We start from the raw sequence: 18,075 nt of genomic DNA on the forward strand, positions 1-18,075 counted from the left end.
GTATGTTGAAGCAAGAACATATGTGCTATAATATAAAAAGCTGCTGGATGGCAGGGATAGCTTGGTGCATGATGTTTTCCTTGGGAAAATATCGCTGAAATTAGCTTCATAAGAAAGCCCCCTGTTCCCGAGCCCCTCCTCGCTATTCCTCTATTGGAGCCGTTCCAGCAACGCGTTGTCGAAGCTCGCCTGAGCGTTCGTTGCCCGGAACCCGAAGCCGCCACGCGGCAGCGTCGTGTCGTAGGCGCTCAGCTCGAGTGTACCATTCACGTAAAACCTCAGCACACCACCCTCCACGGTGGCCTTCAGCGTGTAGGACGTGCCGGTGGCAACCGTGTACGTCTTCTCCGCGAGCACGGTCGACGGCGAGATGGCTTGCAGGCCGCTCAGCACCTTCTCGATGCGCAGTTTCGTGCCGCTGCCGCTGTTGTACAGAAGGAAGCGGTAGCCGTCGTTGATGCCCAGCGAGCGGGCGACTAGTCCGGCGCTGGCCGGCGTCGCGCCCCAGGCGACGACCTTCACCTTCGCCTGTCCGCTGTAGGCATACAAGTCGTTCTGCTGCCGCGTTCGCACCTCCGAGTGACCTAAGCTGAGCGAGTCGGTGTACAACTCGGAGTTGTCGATCGACCAAGGCCCGCGGTGGATTTCCCAGTCATCTCCGATAATCTCCGTCACCCTGACATTGTCGAAGTACACATCGCGTCGGTGCGCGCTCAGTCCGACATACCCTTCGGTAATGTCCCTATCGATCGCCGTCAAATACAGGGTCCCGTCGACGTACAGCTTGAGCGTATTGCCGCTGATCGTGCCCTTCAGCTTGTACGTAGTTCCGGTCGCCATCGTGAACGGCGTAGTCGCGAGCACCGTAGTCGTGCCGGCATATAACTTCTCAATTCGCAACGATGGGGTCCCGCTCAGCACGTAATAGCGGAATGTGTACGTATTGCGCTCATCCTGATAACGGGCCAGCAGATGGACCCCGTTCGTGGCGGTCGTAGACGACACCGTCGTCACGTCCGCCTCCACGAGCACGTCCGTCCACTTGGACGTCGTGACCGTCTTGGCGTTCACACTGGCGTCGTCCGTCTGGCGGTATACTTTGCCCGCGCCTTGCGTCACGACGCTCCATGTCCCGTTAATTGGCTGCCAGCCGGTCGCCGAACCGTTCTCGAAGTTATGCAGCTCGTTCGTCAGCGGCTCATCTCCGATGATCTCCGCTACCTTGATATTGTCGAAGTACGCATCGCGTCGGTGCGCGTTCAGTCCGACAGCCCCTTCGGCAAGATCCGAATCGGTCGCCGTCAAATACAGGGTCCCGTTGACGTATAACTTGAGCATATTGCCGCGAATTGTGCCCTTCAGCTTGTACGTAGTTCCGTTGTCCATTGTGAACGGCGTGGTCGCGAGCACCGTAGTCGTGCCGCCCACGATCTTCTCAATCTGCAACGACTTGACCCCGCTTAGCGCGTAATAGCGGAACGCATACGTATTGAGCGCGTCCTGGTACCGGGCCATCAGATGGACCCCGTTCGTGGCGTTCGTAGACGACACCGTCGTCACGTCTGCCTCCACGAGCACGTCCGTCCACGTAGACGTCGTGACCGTATTGGCGTTCACGCTGGTGTTGTCCGTCTGGCGATACACTTTGCCCGCGCCTTGGGTCACGACGCTCCATGTCCCGTTAACCGGCTGCCAGCCGGTTGCCGAACCGCTCTCGAAATTATAGAACTCGTCCGTCAAACTGTTCGTCGGCGGATCCTCGTCGAAGCTGTCCGTCAACACTGTCGAAGCTGATCTCGCCCCGGCCGCCGCTACGATGATGAAATTCCCCGCCTTCGTGAATGCGATGCCGGACCCATTGAATGTCACGGACGTCGCCGCAGGCGCGTAAATCGTAACCGCATACGCGAGCTTTTCACTGCTGGCCAGCTGCAGTGTAGTGCCGCTATACTTCACTGACAAGTTCTGAACCTTGCCGGTGGCCGAGAGAAGATTCGTTGCTCCATCCGTCAACAGGCTGCCCTCATTGATCGCAATCTGGCTCAGCGCGCCGCCCGACGTTTTTTCGATATAGGCCAACTCGCCGTTGTAGCCATATGTCCCAAAGCTGCGAGTCGGGTGCGTCGTCTCGTGCGACAGATAGTAGGTGGCCACATTCCCATTGTTTCCGGCATCGAGATTAATCGTCAGCGCCGTAGCGGTGTGAGGATTCACTCCTGACATCGCAAGGCGCGACACCGTCACATTGTGATTCTGACCGGTATCCTCAGGTAAAATCACCGTGTCGTAGGAGGTGCTGCCCGTCGCTGATTTGGTATAGGCCAAGTATTGGGCCGGCGAGTAGGCGGCTTTAGTGTCCGAATAATACCCGTTCCGAACCGCTGCCGTAATGGAAGTCGGATCGGCCGGCACGATCTTCACGTTCGGCTCCCCGGCGAACTGCGTCGTCACCGCCTTCGTAGTCCCGTTCAGGCTGAGCGTATTCGGGCGGAAGTGCCACAGCTGCTCGTACGTGTTCGCCCCCGACCCGCCCTTCATCACGTCAGAAACGATCCAGTAGTTCGGCTTGACGAAGAATACTTTGCGGTTGTGATTGATCGGCGCGTAATCGTCGTGTTGGCCGTCGTAGAAGTCGAAGCCGTCGTTCGTGATCCATTTGTTCAGCTGGCGATTCCCGCTCAAGCTTTGCGGGGTGTTGTTCACCTCGACCGTGTTGTGGGCTTCCGTGGTGTCCCTCAGCCACTGCCCCACTGTGTTCGGCATATCGTAAGTGTAAACGCCCGGGTCAGCGATCAGCCGCTTGCCGTATGCGTACATGACGAGGCTCAGGTCGTCCGGATGGCTGTGGGAACCTCCGTAATTCGTATCTCCATTCTCGATGAACATATACTTGTCGTTGTCGTTCCAGCCCGTTCGCATGATCGCGGAGCTGTTCGGATAGACGACGGATGTATGATCCGGCACGGTCCCGCTAGCACGATCAGAAGCGATGTATTCAAAATCTGACCGACCGTAAATCGTCGCATAATCGCGCAAGACTTTGTGGGGAGCGAAGTTCGTTTCAGAGGAATCCCCGATCATCGGACCTTCCTCCAGATTTGGGAAAAGCGCGTCCATCGTAAATTCGGCGCTCCGCTCAAGCAGCTCTTTGGAGTCCCTCAGCACGTCGGAATAGCCATTTAGCTGCCCCAATTGCTGAACTGCATTAGCCAGCTGCAGGGCATACAGATGGTAGTTCTCCGTAGGCTCATAGTTCATGCCGTCACCCTTGATGTTTTTCTTGATGTACTTGCTCATCGCGCCTTCACCGCGCATCCGCCAGTTTTCCGCATCCTTGAACTCGGGAAAGTGGACACCGGTGACGTACATCGAGCGGGCGACACTTGCGTACCAGTTGTTGCCTTCTGTCGATTCGATGTTCGTATACGCATAGTCGGCCATTTGCCAGATGTGCTTCAGGTATGCCGCATTGCCGTTCGAATCAATCGAAGGACTATTCCGGAACACCGAGTAGGCCATGTTCCAGTTGGACAGACGTTTCGCCATGTCCAGAAAAACTTCTGACGCGATGTTCGTATTGCCTTTGTCAGTAATAAACTCCAGGGCGAATTTCATCCATGTATCGGAGTACAAGATCCGCTTCGGGTCGCCAGGAGAAAGCGCATTGTACCCGGGAGCGAGAATGGAGTACATCAGGAATTCATTCACTCTGTTATTGAACGAGCCGTCCGACCAGGAACCGCCTGTCCATGTCTCATCCCACTGGATGCCGCCGGATCCGCTGAAGTTCTTGGTCTCTCCGAGAATCGTGAAAATGTAGTTGACCAAATCGTCCGGGCTGGATTCCATCGGGCCTCCAGAAGGAGTCGTACCGACCGTGAAATAAACGGGGGCGGTGCGGTTTTGAAAATAACTTAGCAGGTGTGTCTTGGCGGCCGTGTAATTGGCAGCGGCAACGTCAGCCTTTACAGTCGCGAGACCGGGATAATCGAGATTGAATTTGGCGAATAAGGAAGCGTCTGTCATGTTGCTAGGGTCCGTGTAGGCTCGTGCTGTTTGAGGAGGAAGCAGTAAAACGATAAGCGCAACGAATAGGGCGAATAGCAGCGGCAACAGTGGCCTGAAAGCTGGTAGGCGAGCTGTGTTGTCCATTAAAGAGTACCTTCTTTCGCATCAGAATGGGTGCTAACTGGACGGCGAGCATGATCTCGGATATCGGCTTAAATGTTGGCTAAGAGGGTGACCACCCCCTTTCTATCACATAGCTCCTCTTCTAACTATTTTTCCTGCTTTCCCTATAAACGCTCGGAGTCACACCCTCATATTTCTTGAACAGCCGAATGAATGTACTAATACTATAGAACCCGGCAAGATCGCATATATCCTTGATTAAGATTTCGTCATTCTGTAGCAACTCAATTGCTTTATTCACGCGAAACTTATTAATGTAGTCCGTAAATGTCTCCCCGACCTGTTCCTTAAAGTAACGGGATAAATAAGAAGGATGCATATCAAATTCATCCGAAATCGTAGTAATGCTCAGGTTATGATCCCGGAACTCGCGATTAATAAATTCAAGCACGTTCTCCTTGAGGAGGAAATTACGACTTCTCTTTTTGGCATGAACATGATCGCATACTTTGCCTAGAAACACGATCATCCGATCCATCATTGCCGTAACGGTAACACCATTCATCAACTCTTCAATTGCCTTCATATTATCCATGTAAAGTTCAGTCTGATCCAAATTCACTTCGATTGCCGACTTCATCATCGTGCTGATTAGATCGAACATCAGACATCGTACCATGTCAATCGATAAGCCTTTATCGGTTAGATTATGCGTGATGACCTCATCGAGGATGCTCTTGGCGTGCTCGAAATCGCCGGCTTTCACGTAATTAATCAATTGCTGTTCATTCTCAAGAGAGTAGACGTACGAACGATTGAAGCTCTGGATCTGATCATGGAAAATGACGGTTTGGGTACCATACACCATTTTGTATTCCATTGCTTCTAAAGCTTCCTGGTATGCAGTCGGCAATTCGGATAAAGTTCTGCGAACCGTACTCACAGATACAGTGAAGAATATATGGAATCTACCACCAATGAACCGCTGCGCCTCTTCCGTGATACGGGTTAGTTCTATTTTCGCTTCCTCAGGAGACACATCCACATCCAAATTAATTAGACAAGCAAGCATTTCATCAATTTCAGTCATCCAACCTTGGTACTTCTGTCCGACCATCTCCTCAACGATGTTGGAAAGTATGAGATGAACCAACTCTCGCTTCTTCTCTGCATCGGTATCGTCCTTGCGAAAGATTCCACTAAAGTCCTCCAAGTAGAAAAGCAGCACGACGAAATGATCGGATCGTGGCTTCATGCCATAGTCCGCCATAGCCTCAAGAACCGGAAAGTCCTGCCCCATACGTCCCTTCAGAATTCGAACGAGCAAATTAGAGCGCAACACAGTTTTCTGTTTCTCGATCATCCGATTCATCTGGTTGTTGATGTCCATCGTATTCTCAATCGCTTCTTCTAAAAAATCGTATTCATTGACGGTAACACCATGGTTTAGTCTAGAGTGCGCTGCAACAGATCGTACAAGTTGTTGTAACGGATAATAGTTGTGTCTCGCTACCAGGATGGCAAGGATGGCTCCAACAGCGATGGCTATAAACAATGTTATTACAGTTAGATTACGTACATATTCAGCTTTTTGGCTATATAACTTCGAAGGAAGAACGTACACATATTTCCAGGTTGTGCTTTTCGACTGGATATAGGAGATAATGACATCCTCACCGTCCCATTGACGTTGAATCGTCCCTCTTTCACCAATCATGCCGTCAAACATGTTAGACATTGGTTTGGTTTGTGCCGATGTAGCAAGCAGTTGATTGGCACCGTTCAGAATATAAACATTCCCTTGATTATAGGATTGAACATTTTGCATGGCAGCGATCAAGCTCTGATCATTCAATTCAATCACTAGGGTAGCGAGATGACCACTTCGGTCTTCAAAAGGCAAAGTTTGAACGAACAAGATTCCTTCGGTTTTCTGTCCATGATCGGTTTGCATGGAGAAAAATTGACCACGATACGTCTGATCAAGAAAGCGCCTCCATTCCTCATAGGACAACCCTGAGCTTGCTTGCACTGTCTTGTAAAAAATCTCCGGTTCATAGTAGGCGGACTCTGTCAGTACGAAATTGCTATTGTGGAAGTACAAATAAAAGCGATTGGAGTATCGGTTAGAGCTGTTGTACACCTTGAAATCAGCTAATGCATTCACAATTTCTATCCGATCTTCTGGACTGATTGCACCTTGTGTTCGCATAAGCTGACGAACCTTGGAATTAATGGAGATGACTTCACTTAAGCGGTAGGCATATTCAATTTGATTGTCAATATCTTGTTGGAACTGTGATAGAAGGGATTTGTTTGCACGATTGATCTCTTCTTCAATGACATGCCGGGTCTGAAAATAAGTAACAAGCATGATCGCAATCGGTATGAATAGTACGATTGCATACGACCGAATCCATCGTAATATGACGCTATTTTTTTTCAGACCAAACACTGTAATCACGCTCCGCCGCCATAATTGTTTTTACATAGCTGTCATCCTTTGACTGAACCTATCATAACACCTTTTACAAAATACCTCTGCAGAAAAGGATATATGAACAGGATCGGCAACGTTGCCACTATAATCGTAGCATATTTGATACTCTCCCCAACCGTTTCGATCTCACCAGCCGACGACTGACTGGTCATGTATTCCGTACTGTTCTGGATCAGAATCTCTCGAAGAATGAGCTGCAGGGGGAACAAGTCGCGATCCCTCAGATACAGCATGGAAGAGAACCAGGCATTCCAATGATTAACCCCGTAGAACAGGGTCATAACCGCCAGTACAGGAAGGGATAACGGGACAACAATTCTCGCAAGAATAGTGAAATCAGTTGCTCCGTCCATCTTCGCCGATTCGAGTAAACTCTCGGGAATGGCAGCAAATGATGTTCGAAGTATGATTAAATTCCATGTTGAGATGGCCGCTGGGATGATTAGAGCAAACAAACTATTGCCCAAATGCAGCCAATTGTTCACAAGCAAATAAGATGGTATCATTCCTCCAGAGAAAAACATGGTAAAAACAATAAGCAACATAAGCGTATTCGTCCATGGAACCCCTTTGCGGGATAGCACATACGCCCCAAAACATGTCAAAAGTAAGTTAATTGATGTGCCAACTGTTACAACAAATACCGTATTCGCATATCCTTGAAGGATATTCGGATTCTGGAAGACAAGCTTGTAGGCCCCCCATGTAAATCCTTCCGGCCACAATAAAATTCCTGTGTGGGTCAGGAGCAGTTTGGAATCGCTGAGCGAAGACATTACCACATATATAAAGGGATACAAGGTAATGAGGATCATCGCACTCATGAACAAAATGTTAAACCATTGGAAAACGATTTCGCCATTTCCTCTTTTTATCGTATTTCGATTCACTTTCATCTCCCCCTCACCATAAGCTGCTTTCGCCCAGTCTTCGACTAATCTTGTTGGCTGTGATGAGCAACATAAAATTCAATGCAGATTGAAACAATCCTACGGCTGTAGCGTAGCTAAATTCGAATGAGTCACCAAGTCCTTTACGATAGACGAAAGTACTAATGACGTCAGCGGTTTCATAGGTGTTGGGATTATACAAAAGAATGATTTTCTCGAATCCCACATCAAGCATGTGCCCGATTTTCAGAATGAACAGGATGATAATGATTGGCGCAATGCCGGGCAGCGTAATATTTAGAGTCTGTCTCCACTTCCCTGCTCCATCGGCCCGGGATGCCTCATACAATTCTGGATTGATCCCGGTGATGGCAGCTAGATAGATGATGGACCCCCATCCAACACTCTGCCAAATGTCGGAAGTTATATAGATCACTCGGAAAAATTCGGGATGCGATAGCAACGAAGTCCGATCCATACCAAACCAAACAAGGATATCCATGATGACGCCTTCTCTTGCCACGAACTGATTGATCATTCCGCAAATGACAATAAGGGATATGAAATGAGGAAGATAGGTAATCGATTGCAGCGCTTTCTTAAAAAAACGGCCTCCTATTTCATTGATTAAGAGGGCAAATAGGATTGGTGCTGGGAAGGTGAATACTAGCGAATACAAATTCAGCAGCAGAGTGTTCTTTAGAAGCCTCCAAAAATAAAAGCTCTCAAAAAAAGTGGTGAAATGTTGAAATCCTACCCAGGGACTGCTAAGAAATCCTTCGGCAACTCGGTAATCCTTGAAGGCAATGATGGCTCCATACATGGGGACATAGTGAAACAAGACATAGAAAACAACAACGGGTGAGATCATGAAATATAAATATTTATGTTTGTGGTAATCCTGCAGCACGCTTCTCATGTTGCACGCTCCTATCGGTCTCATTAAGGAGTTCAGACAGAGCATCGCAGCAATCTGTTAGCTCTGCCTGAAGCACTCTTTATCTATTTGCGTTTATTATATTGATCAAGTGCATTTTGTTGGATCGCGATGGCTCGTTCAATCTTGAGCGACTTCATTTGGGAAATATATTTGTCAAAATTGGCAAGCGGCTCGACACCCATAATGAACTTCAAGAACATTTCGTTCTGATACGTTTTCACTTCGGACATAATAGTGGACAACTCACTTGCTTCTGTGACTGTTGGCGTCACGCGAGGCATCAGGACGGCTGTTGCATTTTTCTGATGACGGCTGAATATCGCCGAGGCGTCCTTCTGACTCTGAAGAGGATAATACTGATCAATGTATCGATCGTCACCGACGAATCCAGGGGAAGGCGTAGAAACTCGCAAATATTTGGCCATGGCCTCACCAACTGAGAGCTTATCTGGATTTTTCATAATCAAATCCGTATACTTAGGGTATCCGTTCACCATCGTGTAAGTTACCCCTTCTACCCCAAATGATTTCAACATATGACCCTCATCGGAATAGTGATAATCCAACCACTTGGCGGTTTCCGCGGGGTATTTATTGGAAGGCGTAATACCTGCGCTTCCTCCCCCTCTGTAATCGAAAGGTTTGTTGATAAATCGCGGCTCTTCTCCCTTATGAAGCACAGGATACGGCGCTCCTGCAAGATCATATGTGCCTTGAGCGGCGTTCAAATATTTCCCCATCCCGCTGCCGATAAAGGCAAAGAATGCGCCTGAGCTTCCATTTGCCGCTTTCGCATCTAAAGACTTGGCATCTTGCGTGGCAAAATCCGGGTCAAGCAGGCCTTCCTTGTACCAGGCATTTAACTGAGCCAAATAGTCTTTATACTTCGAATCATAGGGCCCAAATTTGACTTTGCCGTTTTCTTGATAAAAATCCCATCCAATTCCGTAGGCACCGTTAAACATTTCGCGATTAAAATCGGTGAGCCTCAAGGTAAGTGGCGCCTTTGCATCTTTCTTCTCTTTGAATTGTCTTAGCACATTCGTCCAATCATCCATTGTGACAGGTACTTCAAGTTTGAGTTCATTCAACCAATCTTTGCGAAGCACCATCCCCCCGGATACCGCGTTGTTGCCGATCCCGATTCCAGGGAAGGCATAAATGGTGCCATCATCCGTACTAATCTCTCGCTTAATATCAGGATGATCGGCCAAATACTTTTTCAAATTAGGCGCATTTTTATCGATGATGTCATTCAGCTTGATTAGCACCTTGTCTGAAATCGCTTTCTGTGGACCTCCAGGATAAGTAGTAAAATCCCTTTCAATGATGTCAGGCAAATTCCCTGACGCGACTAACAAGTTAAACTGTTCGTTCTCGCTGCCAACAGCTGGATGTTGAAACTCAATTTTTACATTCGTCTTCTTTTCCATTTCTTGGTAGAATAGAGATTCACCATAATTTTTCAAGGATCGGGTAACATCAGCAGTAACCGCTGTCCAATAGGAAAGCTTTATTGGAACAGCCGCTGATGGCTGCGTGCTAGAGGCTGGTGCCTCACTATTGCTATTGGATGAACATCCAGCCAGAAGGCTTCCTGCCACAGTCAAAGTAACTACGGTCGCTTGCCATTTCATTGATATGACCTCCATTTTTTTCTACGTATTTCAAATCGTTAATTTTCTTCAGCGTAAACGCTGAATGGATAAAAATCTATGAGCAATCCTAAAATCAACTTGCATTTGATGACATTATGAGGCAGCCCCGCATTGCCAACGTGCGGTGTGAGCTTCCAGAACTTCGTTGATTCGTTAAATCGGTCTGGCAAGTGAGTAAATATACATGCGGATTGGAGAACCTCGGTCATTAATTGGATTGGCTGCCGAGTTTAGTTCCAATTATGACCTGGGCGATAGCTATTGATAAATTCATGCCCAACAAGCATCGTCCGCTCTACTAGTAATCCTTGCGCTCTAACCTCCGGGCCAATTCTATACCTGCGAAGCGGCTCCGATCACAAGCACTCTAGCCGTGGCCCCCCGTCTTACTCCTCCCTTCATCGATGACTCGTTTCTGTTTGTTCTGCCTCAGTATAGGGAGTGAGACCACGCTATCGCAATTTGCAATTCGATTGGTTCTGCTTACTTCATGACCATGTCATCAAATGATAAGCTTCACTGAATTTGCTCACCTGCCTTTTGCAGAAATCCCCCCTCTTCGACAAAGTACCTAATATACATGCTGATGCCGTAGAAGCCTACCAGGTCGCTAATTTATACAATCTGTCATTGTTGAGATCAGCTTGCAAGGGTTGATTGTCATGAGATGCAAATCCAGTGCAGCATATGGAAATGCTCTCGCTCCTCGAGTGAAAAGGCTGCCACAACAACAAAGCAGCTGCCCGAACAATCTCGAGAAGCTGCTTTCGATTTAAATGAAATATAGGGACAAGCTCAAATACAATTTATACAATTCACAACCGCCGCAGCCCCTCCCGAGAAACCGACAATTTCTCGTATCCGTCTTCCGTGATCAAGTAGGTGTCCTCCACCCCGACCACGCCGCGGCCTGGGAAGGTGAACTTCGGCTCGATGGCAATGACCATGCCGGGCGCCAGCGGGATTCGGAACCCTTTGGCGAGGACGGGCAGCTCGTCGATTTCGAGCCCGATGCCGTGACCAAGGAATTTCACTTGGTCGGCGCCGTACCCCATGAAGTGGGCGCTCAGCCCCGCTTCCTGCACTTGATCCAGCGCGAGCAGGTACAGATGCTCGGCTATGGTGCCAGGCTGCAGCCTCGCCTCCGTGGCGCGGAGCACCTGCTCCGCCACGTCGTACGCCCGCTGCAGCTCGGGGTCCACATCGCCGATCACGAGCGTCCGCGTCTGATCGATCAAATAGCCGTCGATCATGCAGCCGAGATCGACGAGAATCGGGTCGCCGCGCCGGATCGGCGCGCGGCCTGAGCTTTGCGGGCTGGACGGGTGGAGCCCCGTGCCCCCGGCCGGCCCGTCAAAATAGGTGGGCACCGCCGCCGAAGCGCCTGCCGCGACCATTCCGGTGATCAGCTCGGAATTGAACGCGCGCATGCGCATGATCCCTTGGTGCCCCTGCAGCCGCAGCTGATGCTCGAGCATCGCCATCAGCTCCAGCTCTGTCATCCCCTCACGAATGTGGGGGATGACCGTCTCCAGCGCCGCGTCTGCGACGCGCGCCGCCTTTCGAATCGCCGCGACTTCGTCCGGCGATTTGAGCATCCGCTGCTCGCGCACGAGCTGCGAGCCGTCTTCCCAGACCGCGCCGGGCAGCGCGGTCTGCAGCTTCGCGAACAGCTGGACGGGAACCACGTCCAGCTCGGTCGCGATGCGCAGCGGCGGGGCATCGCCCGCTGCGGAACCTGCCGCGCCGGCGCAGCGCGCGCGCAGCCGCTCGCCGAGCGTCTTCAGCGAGCCAAGCGCTTCGACGTCGGCGGCTGCTTCCTCCTCGGCGCGCACGAGGCTGCGCCGCACAAGATACACCGCCTCCCCTTCGGCGGGGATGAACAAATACCCCGTCTGCATGGACCCGCAGTAGTAAAATATATCAACGTGATAAGCGACCAGATAGCCGTCCCATCCTCTTGCGACCAATTCCGCCTGCAGCTTCTGCTGCCTTTCCTTAAAAATACTCATCCTGATCTGCGCTCCTTTCCGGTGCCGACATACTGACGGCCGGCAATCACCACTTCCCCTCATTATACTATTAAAACACCATTTCCGCAGAAGACTTCACCGTCCACGTAATGGGCTGCAAAATCGCATATGTTCTCGGATACGCAAGCCGAATAAACATGATGACCCCCGGCCGGTCCAGCGTCACGGTGTAGTCGTAGGCCTCATTGCGGTACGTGTAAGGGAAGGTCTCCCCTTGATTGACGACCTTAAATAACACGACTTCCACCCGAGAACGCCAAAACGTGCCCGGCAGCGGATCATTCGCCCCGTTAAGTCTCAAGTTCGCCTGCAAATAGTGCATCGCCGCACTTTGGGCCCGCGGTTCATCAATCGCATGAACGCCCCGCGCAAGCTGGTCGGGATCGCTCATCTGCGCAGCCGCATGGACGGCATCGTTCAGCGCATGCTTTCCTTGAAACAAGGCGTGCATGGCCACTTCTTCATCAGTTTGCAGGGCGTACAGCGACATAAACAAGCTCGTCATCAAGACAAGCAGCAGCAGCTTGTACATCTCACCATCACTCCCGCCTGCCCTTCACGGGACATACTCGCTCATTTTCATCCCGGCAGCCCCCATGCGATCCGTTTCAGCAGGCACCGTGACACCGATCAGCCGATCGATCACCATGAGCCGATGATACGGATACGTAATCGTCAGCCGCATCCCGGTTCCCCGGACGACCGGCGCAGCCGCAGTCATGGCATTCACGCCCGTATCCGTTTCCACCGTGTACACCAGATCGCCCGGTACAAAGCCGCTTTCCGCCAGCCGTGTGCGGGACTCCGCCAGCATCGCCTCATTAATATAGCCATGCCGACCGTTCGCGCCGATTTCGAGCAAATAATCGACCTCCTTTTGCAGCATCGCCTGCCTCGCAATCAGTACATGCTTGTACACCGGCGCAAACATCAGCCAGCAAAGCATCGTCGCAAATAAAATAAACACCAGAATCTGTTTCATGGATTGATCCGCTCAATTGTGCCATTGATGGACGCCCCTCGGTCATGAACCGACTGGCGCGTTCCCGTGCTGCCCTCCACCGTCTCCCGATAAATCCACAGCACGGCGATCAACAGCAACATCGTAACCAGAATCGACCTCATGCCCGCCCCTCCTTAGGGCTCTAAAGCCGTAATATCTGTATTCGCTCTCGTGCCATGCGTCGCAATATTACGTCTGACGCCTGTCGAGCCGTCGTTAATAATGGACGTAAACAGCAGCGCGACGACAATTAGCATCATGACTGTAACTAATATATTTCTCATCGTATCCCACTCTCCTGACACTTTAATTAATACTGTGAAACAAGCGCTGCCCCTCGGCGATCCAAGGGTACATAAAAACCCGAAACGTATTCAAAATCGGCAATCCCGCGAGTACGAACAGCACATACGAAACTGTCTCCTTCTTCGAATCCCGAATCAGCTCGATTTTATCTTTGTAATCCTGCACACGCTGGCGCAGCAATTGATAGTAGTCGGCATGATCGTGAAGCCGCAGCGCATTGAGCGTTTCCCCGAAGCTGTGCGCTTCCTCCGTACCCACGCGCTGCTTGAAGCCGGCGATCGCCTCCTCCGCGCCTTGATACCATTCATTCAGTAAGAGCTGCAAGTGCGGCCGCAGAACTGTCGTCTGCATCACACAAAGACTCAGCTTCTCGTGCACATTGCGCCTGGACTCCGCGTAAAACAACAGCTGGCGGCTCACCGCATAAATATCCCTCACGATGCGCTGGCTTCTGCGATCCTTCACCTGCGCGAGGAGCTTTTCATCCCAGAACCCGAAAATAAACCCCGCTGCCGCTCCCGCCATCACATAAACCGGCTGTACATGCAGTGTGAGACCGGGGTACTTTAGCGCCTCATAGCCTAGCACGAACCCCGCTAAGATCAGCGCTAACAAGGCTCTTCGGACCGCTTCATACAGTTGAGCGTGCAGCGCGATACCGCATCCCTGCAGCAATTGGCGTTTATGCTCCACCTTTTTCGGCTTCATGCCAAACAAGGCTAAGCACCAACCCGGCAGCTCCATCGTTGTCAGTGCAGCAGCGCCATGTCGAGGACGCCATCTCCTGGGGCGGCTTGGCACCGCCTGCAAAGCGTGGTAGAACGCCAGTCCCGCAAATACAAACAACGTCGCATAACTAAAAGCCTGCAGCATCACAAGCTGCGATTGAACAATGACCATAGAGCGCCTCCACTCCAAAATCTCCAACAATATGAACAAACGCCTCACATTCTCCGCATCGATAAATAAATCCCCATCAGAAACGATGCGAAAATCAGCAACAGCGCGTCCAAAATCATATTTCGCCCCGCAGGATCCACAATATAATACTGGAATGCGTTATCCGGACTTACTTTGAAGTTAATGCCTAGAAAAATAAACAGAAACACAATTGGCGTAAAGTTGGCGATGCGAATTTCCAGCAGTCGATTTCGCTCGAGTTGGTCCGAACGCTGCGCTTTGCGCATATCGACAATTAACTGCTTCAAGCTGTCGCCCACCGGAATCCCTTCCGTCAATGTCACACGCAATATCCCGACAAAATCGTCCGCCCACGCATGCCCCAGTGTCAAAGCGAACAACCGCAGACTTTCCTCCGTGCTCCGCTGTGTCATAAGATTGCGATAGAGCTGCTCAAATACCGGTTTGATCGGATATAAGAGACGATTTTCCTCCAAGCAATATTTCAGGGCGATCTTCATATTTTTATTCGGATCGACCATGTAATACTGATAAAAAACCTCCACAGCCGGCAAAAACTCCAATCTCGTCTGCAGCCGAATGCCGACCTGCCGAAGCCGCAGCACCATATAGGGCAGCGAGCCTCCGATGACCGTTGCGATGAGCACCCCTTTGAGCGATTGAAAAAACAAACTGCCAACCATCATGCCCATGCAAAGCAGCACCCCGCTCATCGTCGCGAGCGTCTTCATGCTAACGTTCGATTCGACGGATTCCAGCATGTCCTTCACATGTCGATAGACCCCGCTATGATTTCCCAAAAATTCGCTGAATCGTGCGCTCAACTGGCTACTCTGCACATGATGAAGCCGGAATCTCGCCTTTCTTTGTCGGATCAACGCCCCAAGCAGCGTATGGGCAATCACATAAAATAACAGAAATAAGAGCAAAAGCAACGCATACTTAGCTGCAATCACGCCTCTAAATCGCCTTCTTTCTCGATAAAACCCTCATCTTGCAGCTGTTTGTACGCATCCAGGTTCGATTTTTGTACTTTGCGCGATGCATGAAGCGACAATTTCCCGGGAAATGTCCATCGCTCTGTCGACTTGTCATATGCTGCCAAATCCGTGACGCGCACGCCTCCGTCCTCGTAGCGATATTCGACGATTCGCACGATCTTTCGCTTTTGGTCCACAACAGCCATTTCGATGCCGATCTGTGTCACGAATTCCGTAATGCGTTTTGTCAGCCGCGTCGAATCCATGCCCCGATTGTCCAGCATGCACATGTCGGCGATGGCATCCGGCACATCCTCAAGCTCGCTGACATGCACGGTCGTCATGCTCCCCTCATGCCCGCGCGTGCAGGCGCGAACGTATAAATTAGCGTCGTCATCCCGAATTTCGGCGTGGCAGATGCGTTTCGGCGATTGCCGGAGCGCCAGCTTAAACGCCTGCATGCCCGAATGCTTGGGGTCTTCTTCATCAATCTCGTATTCCACAATGTTTTTGTGAGGAAAATCCCGTTTCAAATTCAGTTCAAAGCGTGACTCGATCGTGATGATTCGCTCATTGTCATCCATTTCAGCGATGAGAGCTTTGAGCAAATTGGTTTTGCCGGAGTTCGTAGGCCCGATAATGACGAGGTTAAAATACGTCTGAATCAGCCCCCGCAGCAGCCGTTCCATTTTGCTGTCGAGCGTAGCCAACTCGGGGGAGGCCAGGGCGGAAAGCTCAAACCTTTTCACCGTGTAAAAACGGATCGTTAACGTCGGCTCGGCCGTAAAGCCGAAGCCCGTCATGGTTACCCGTGAGCCGTCCTTCAGGACGACTTCCGCCCAGCGTTTGCGCGTATTGAGCGTATCGTGGTTAAACAGCACCAGGTTTTGCTGAATTCGTTCGACTTCGCGCAGGGACGGCAAAGTATATATGGATGGTCTGGCGACTCCTCCACGAACCTCAAAAATCCGCTGCCCCACCACCTGAATCTCCTCAAGCCCCTCCCGCTGCTTCATGATCAGTTCTAGTACGTTAAGTCCAATAATTTCGGCAAAAATCGCTTCCGGAAGCGTCGCAAAACCGCTTGCTTTCGGCGGCCGTCCCGACAATCTTCGCTTGGACACGAGATCGTGAATCATCGCCAACAGCTTGCCCCGATCGTCTTCATAGCCAAGAATCGCGCGATTCAGCGTTTCATTGTAGAGCTGCTTGTCGATTTCCGAGCGGCTTTTCATGGCCACCAGCTCACCGCGAATCTCGTGCACCCACTGGGTAAAAAGCACATCCTCTCCAGCCGGGGACACATCCACGCCTGGTTCTACGTACGCATGAGCTGAACCAAGCTGCGTTGATTCAAATTCGCCCCCTCCGGTGCCGGCATGGCCCTCACCTCCCACAGCTTCTTCATAGCGATGCTCATGCATGTAGGTAATCATGGAGAACCGTTTTCCGCTCATGGGCCCTCTCCTCTCATCACGTAGCTGCGCGTTTCCCGATCAGCAGACGCTGTACCCAGGTCGCAGGCTTAACTTGCAGCTTTCTCGGCAGTTTGTAGTAATCGATGAATTTACGCGCGACAGCCCTCACCTCTGAATGCATGGGATGCTGCGAAGCGTACAGCTCCAGCAGTTTCCCCTGGTTGCACAAAGCCAGCGCATCCGCGTGCCGGGACACGTGCCCGATCAGATGGAGCTGCGTCTCTTTGCGAATGTCGGAAAGCGTAAACTCGCTAGGCTTCGCGTGGCGCTCCGTCTGTACCGCCAAGAGCTCGAAGCTGTCCGGATTCAGGCCGAATACCGAACCCACTTGTCGAATCCATCTGGAAAAATCCTCTTGAAAATGCGTAATATCGCCCGTCGTCACGACGACTTTGCTATCTGCTTCAAGCAGACCGCTTACCGTAGCTGCGTTGTCCCAATATGAATTCACTTCAATCACCACCGCGTCAAAAGCCGCTCGCGCGACGCGCAGCAGATGCACAATTTCGGCTGGTGTAAAAAATTCCGCCTGCTCGCGCAGCAAATTGCCGTACAGCACATACAGGCCATTCGCCTCTTTCGGCTGATCGCAGACCTGCAGCAATCGTTCCGCCGTCAAGCTTTGCGCTTTAAGCTCCGCACGCAGCCCGTCCAGCGTCACGAACGATCCATTCCGTCCCAAATAGCGGTGCAGCTTGGAGCTTTTGAGGTTGAGGCATAGAAAGCCGACTTTCCCCGGCGTCTCCAGCGCGAGTGTGCTTGCCACGCCAACCGCAGCCAATGTCGTACCGATATTCGGTGTGGAACCGATGAAGGTAATGATTTTTCCCTGCGTCGCACGCGGCTGAGATTGTCCAGTGACGGTACCGTCCACCCAAGCGCGGATGTGATCCGCGATAACTGCGGTGCTCCGCCCCGGGAGCACATAATCGAGCTGCATAAGCTTGCACATTTTCACATATTTTTCGTTGATCGCAGCATCATGATAATTCGAAAGGAGCACAATGATCCTCGTCGCAAGATATTCCTGCCCCATATGCTCCAGGCACTCCGCCAAATCCCCGAATGCCATCTCCCTGTCCGAGACAATCACATGCGAATATGACTGCTCCCTTACTTGATGCCGTAAATCATACGCGCTTTCAAACATTCGCCAACTTAAAGGCTTGGCAAACACAATGTTCGTCAGCTCGTCGATGAGCCGGTCGTCGTTCGACAATAATCCGATGTGCATG

At 51.1% G+C, this 18,075-nt stretch carries 14 protein-coding genes; all 14 read right to left on the reverse strand.

The window, feature by feature from the left end; translation table 11 throughout:
• Window positions 1-150: 150 nt before the first annotated feature.
• Window positions 151-4,152: a heparinase II/III family protein gene (locus ABE504_RS14580; RefSeq protein ID WP_430089635.1), complete on the reverse strand. Its 4,002-nt coding sequence runs from the start codon at window positions 4,150-4,152 to the stop codon at window positions 151-153.
• 121 nt (window positions 4,153-4,273) lie between these two features.
• Entirely contained in the window at window positions 4,274-6,595 is a 2,322-nt protein-coding gene (locus tag ABE504_RS14585; protein WP_430089638.1) for an AraC family transcriptional regulator, read from the reverse strand.
• A gap of 32 nt (window positions 6,596-6,627) precedes the next feature.
• Window positions 6,628-7,527, reverse strand: coding sequence for a carbohydrate ABC transporter permease (locus ABE504_RS14590; protein ID WP_430089640.1), 900 nt, complete (start codon window positions 7,525-7,527; stop codon window positions 6,628-6,630).
• Window positions 7,528-7,534: 7 nt separating this feature from the next.
• On the reverse strand, window positions 7,535-8,440 hold the full coding sequence (locus ABE504_RS14595; protein ID WP_430089642.1) for an ABC transporter permease: 906 nt from the start codon (window positions 8,438-8,440) through the stop codon (window positions 7,535-7,537).
• An 83-nt stretch (window positions 8,441-8,523) separates the two neighbouring features.
• Window positions 8,524-10,098: an extracellular solute-binding protein gene (locus ABE504_RS14600; protein WP_430089645.1), complete on the reverse strand. Its 1,575-nt coding sequence runs from the start codon at window positions 10,096-10,098 to the stop codon at window positions 8,524-8,526.
• A gap of 836 nt (window positions 10,099-10,934) precedes the next feature.
• The gene (locus tag ABE504_RS14605) at window positions 10,935-12,131 is read right to left on the reverse strand and encodes a M24 family metallopeptidase (protein WP_430089647.1); all 1,197 of its coding nucleotides are present in this window, start codon (window positions 12,129-12,131) and stop codon (window positions 10,935-10,937) included.
• Between the two features lie 70 nt (window positions 12,132-12,201).
• Window positions 12,202-12,684 (reverse strand): hypothetical protein, encoded by a 483-nt coding sequence (locus tag ABE504_RS14610; RefSeq protein ID WP_430089650.1) that lies wholly within the window; start codon window positions 12,682-12,684, stop codon window positions 12,202-12,204.
• A gap of 24 nt (window positions 12,685-12,708) precedes the next feature.
• On the reverse strand, window positions 12,709-13,134 hold the full coding sequence (locus tag ABE504_RS14615; protein WP_430089653.1) for a hypothetical protein: 426 nt from the start codon (window positions 13,132-13,134) through the stop codon (window positions 12,709-12,711).
• Entirely contained in the window at window positions 13,131-13,277 is a 147-nt protein-coding gene (locus ABE504_RS14620) for a hypothetical protein (protein WP_430089655.1), read from the reverse strand. Before ABE504_RS14620 ends, ABE504_RS14615 begins: the two co-directional genes overlap by 4 nt.
• A 12-nt stretch (window positions 13,278-13,289) precedes the next feature.
• Entirely contained in the window at window positions 13,290-13,439 is a 150-nt protein-coding gene (locus ABE504_RS14625) for a hypothetical protein (RefSeq protein WP_430089658.1), read from the reverse strand.
• 22 nt (window positions 13,440-13,461) lie between these two features.
• Window positions 13,462-14,361, reverse strand: coding sequence for a hypothetical protein (locus ABE504_RS14630; RefSeq protein ID WP_430089661.1), 900 nt, complete (start codon window positions 14,359-14,361; stop codon window positions 13,462-13,464).
• A 44-nt stretch (window positions 14,362-14,405) separates the two neighbouring features.
• Window positions 14,406-15,338 (reverse strand): hypothetical protein, encoded by a 933-nt coding sequence (locus ABE504_RS14635; RefSeq protein WP_430089664.1) that lies wholly within the window; start codon window positions 15,336-15,338, stop codon window positions 14,406-14,408.
• Window positions 15,335-16,819 (reverse strand): ATPase, T2SS/T4P/T4SS family, encoded by a 1,485-nt coding sequence (locus ABE504_RS14640; protein ID WP_430089666.1) that lies wholly within the window; start codon window positions 16,817-16,819, stop codon window positions 15,335-15,337. Before ABE504_RS14640 ends, ABE504_RS14635 begins: the two co-directional genes overlap by 4 nt.
• Before the next feature lie 16 nt (window positions 16,820-16,835).
• A complete protein-coding gene (locus ABE504_RS14645) occupies window positions 16,836-18,074 on the reverse strand; it encodes an AAA family ATPase (protein WP_430089669.1) in 1,239 nt (412 codons plus the stop codon).
• Window position 18,075 lies beyond the last annotated feature (1 nt).

The sequence above is a fragment of the Paenibacillus oryzisoli genome, from assembly GCF_050467285.1.
GTDB lineage: Bacteria > Bacillota > Bacilli > Paenibacillales > NBRC-103111 > Paenibacillus_E > Paenibacillus_E oryzisoli_A.

Coding starts and splice junctions, on each gene's coding strand:
- ABE504_RS14600 (WP_430089645.1), bottom strand. CDS start 10,098: ATGAAATGGCAAGCGACCGTAGTTACTTTGACTGTGGCAGGAAGCCTT.
- ABE504_RS14590 (WP_430089640.1), bottom strand. CDS start 7,527: ATGAAAGTGAATCGAAATACGATAAAAAGAGGAAATGGCGAAATCGTT.
- ABE504_RS14640 (WP_430089666.1), bottom strand. CDS start 16,819: ATGAGCGGAAAACGGTTCTCCATGATTACCTACATGCATGAGCATCGC.
- ABE504_RS14620 (WP_430089655.1), bottom strand. CDS start 13,277: ATGAGGTCGATTCTGGTTACGATGTTGCTGTTGATCGCCGTGCTGTGG.
- ABE504_RS14595 (WP_430089642.1), bottom strand. CDS start 8,440: ATGAGAAGCGTGCTGCAGGATTACCACAAACATAAATATTTATATTTC.
- ABE504_RS14610 (WP_430089650.1), bottom strand. CDS start 12,684: ATGTACAAGCTGCTGCTGCTTGTCTTGATGACGAGCTTGTTTATGTCG.
- ABE504_RS14605 (WP_430089647.1), bottom strand. CDS start 12,131: ATGAGTATTTTTAAGGAAAGGCAGCAGAAGCTGCAGGCGGAATTGGTC.
- ABE504_RS14645 (WP_430089669.1), bottom strand. CDS start 18,074: ATGCACATCGGATTATTGTCGAACGACGACCGGCTCATCGACGAGCTG.
- ABE504_RS14580 (WP_430089635.1), bottom strand. CDS start 4,152: ATGGACAACACAGCTCGCCTACCAGCTTTCAGGCCACTGTTGCCGCTG.
- ABE504_RS14615 (WP_430089653.1), bottom strand. CDS start 13,134: ATGAAACAGATTCTGGTGTTTATTTTATTTGCGACGATGCTTTGCTGG.
- ABE504_RS14630 (WP_430089661.1), bottom strand. CDS start 14,361: ATGGTCATTGTTCAATCGCAGCTTGTGATGCTGCAGGCTTTTAGTTAT.
- ABE504_RS14625 (WP_430089658.1), bottom strand. CDS start 13,439: ATGAGAAATATATTAGTTACAGTCATGATGCTAATTGTCGTCGCGCTG.